Raw genomic sequence first — 1963 nt, 5'->3', positions numbered from 1 at the left:
GTGGTATCTCTGGCGAGCAGTTCCATGGCAGCAAGGCTTCGTAGTCTGAGACCGACGACGCATACGGCAGGCGCTCAAGTACGTGGCGCAGCCACGTATAGGGCTCCTGGCCGTTGACCTTGGCGGTCTCGACCAAGCTGTATATCTGCGCACTTGCCGTGGCGCCCTTGGGCGTGTCACTGAACAGCCAAGCCTTGCGCCCAATGACAAACGGTTTTATCGCACGCTCTGCCAGGTTGTTGTCGATTGGCAAATGGCCCGCTTCGACATACCGTTCCAGGCGGCTCCAGTTGTTTGCCAGGTAATGCACCGCCTTGCCCAATACGCTTTGCGGCGTCACCTGGGCGTACGTCTTGTCCAGCCAGCTTTTCAGCTGACCGAGGATCGGTAAGCTTCTTTCCTGGCGACCGATGAACCGCTGTTCGTCGCTGACCTCCTTGAGGTCGCGCTCGATGTCATACAGCTTATTGATCATCGTCAGCGCCACATCGGCTCGTCCGGTCTTACCCTTGGGCTGCACCTTTTGTGCTTCGACGAACTTGCGGCGCGCGTGAACCATGCATGCCAGTCGCTCGATACCGGGCTGCAACGCCAAAGCGTTGTAACCCGCATAATCGTCGGTCATCACATAGCCGCGATAGCCTTGCAGCAGACGCAATGGTACTTCCTGCGCACGGCTGGTGGTGTAGTCGAACAGCACAACTTGTCGATCAGGCGGGCCACTGGCTTGCACCCACATCCAGGATTGGCTGGTCGGGTCTCGATCCGGTTCTTTCAACACCTGGACGCGAGTCTCATCGCAATGAATCACCGGGCTTTCCAGCAGCCGATCACGCATCAGGTTCAACAGCGGCTGGAAGTATTTACTGCACTGGATCACCCAACGCGCCAGGGTTTGTCGTGGAACCTCGATGCCGTGGCGGGACAGCACACTTTCAAACCTGTGTAGCGGCAAGCCATCGACGTACTTGGTCGTCAGCAGCATGGCCAGCACGCTTGGGCTGGCCATGCTTTTTTCGATTAACTGGGCGGGCTTGTCAGCAGTGACAGGAGCAGTCTCGCAACCACGGCAGCCATAGATCTTGCGCACGTGTTTGAGTACGCGGATCTGCATCGGCACGATATCGAGCTGCTCGCTGGTTTCTTCGCCGATGACATGCTTACGGCAACCGCAGGCGCAGGTCAGTTCGTGTTCGGGCAACTCATGGATAACTTCGATACGTGGCAGATTAGCCGCCAGTGGCTTGCGCTTGCCACGGCGCTTGACCGGGACAACGACTTCTTCATCGGCATCATCGACTACAGCCAGCAGAGGGTCATTTTCCGCTTCATCGAACATGGCCAGTTGCGGCGTTTTGGGATCGACGGTTTGCTCGGACTTGCGGCCAAAGAAACGGTCACGCCATAACTTGATTTGCTCTTTCAGATCGTCAATTTGGACGATGTGGGCCTGATTGACTTCCTGCTCGCGCAAACGGGCAGCATAGCTCTCAAGCAATAATTGCTTGAGCAGGGCAGGATCGTCTGGGAGATTGTCGGGCACGGAAATCATGCCGCGGATTATACCGGGTCAGGCGACGTAGCGCGGAGTCAAAACCTGATGAGGACGGTTGCGCCAAAGGTCGAAACCGTCGAGCAGCCAATTGAGTTCTTGGACGGTCAGGACAATCGCTTCGTCGCTGGGCTCAGGCGACATTTTGAAGCGCTCGGCTTCCAGGCGCTTGAGCCAGAGGCAGAAGCCGTTGCGCTCCCAGTACAACACTTTGATCCGATTACGCGCCTTGTTGAGGAAGACGAAGAGCACGGGGTCGAACACGGCGACTTTGATATCCAGTTCTACCAAGGCAGTAAGGCCGTCGATGGACTTTCGAAAGTCCACAGGCTTGGGGTAGAGGTAGACTTTTTCGACTTTGCTGTCGGGGCGCATCATGCAGGGCTGGCTCCAGAAGGAAATCGGGAGCAC

The 1963-nt window shown here is 57.1% G+C and carries 2 protein-coding genes; both read right to left on the bottom strand.

What is annotated here, in order from left to right; genetic code table 11:
• Positions 1–1552, bottom strand: a 1552-nt coding sequence (gene tnpC / locus BGP85_RS00230; protein ID WP_103445269.1) for an IS66 family transposase, incomplete at its 3' end; no start/stop codon positions are given.
• Positions 1553–1570: 18 nt separating this feature from the next.
• Positions 1571–1963, bottom strand: a 393-nt coding sequence (gene tnpB / locus BGP85_RS00225) for an IS66 family insertion sequence element accessory protein TnpB (protein ID WP_258036109.1), incomplete at its 5' end; no start/stop codon positions are given.

Source organism: Pseudomonas putida, from assembly GCF_002906855.1.
GTDB lineage: Bacteria > Pseudomonadota > Gammaproteobacteria > Pseudomonadales > Pseudomonadaceae > Aquipseudomonas > Aquipseudomonas putida_N.
The sequence above is the reverse complement of the archived record's forward strand: the minus strand, read 5'-3'. Positions and strand labels throughout refer to the sequence as shown.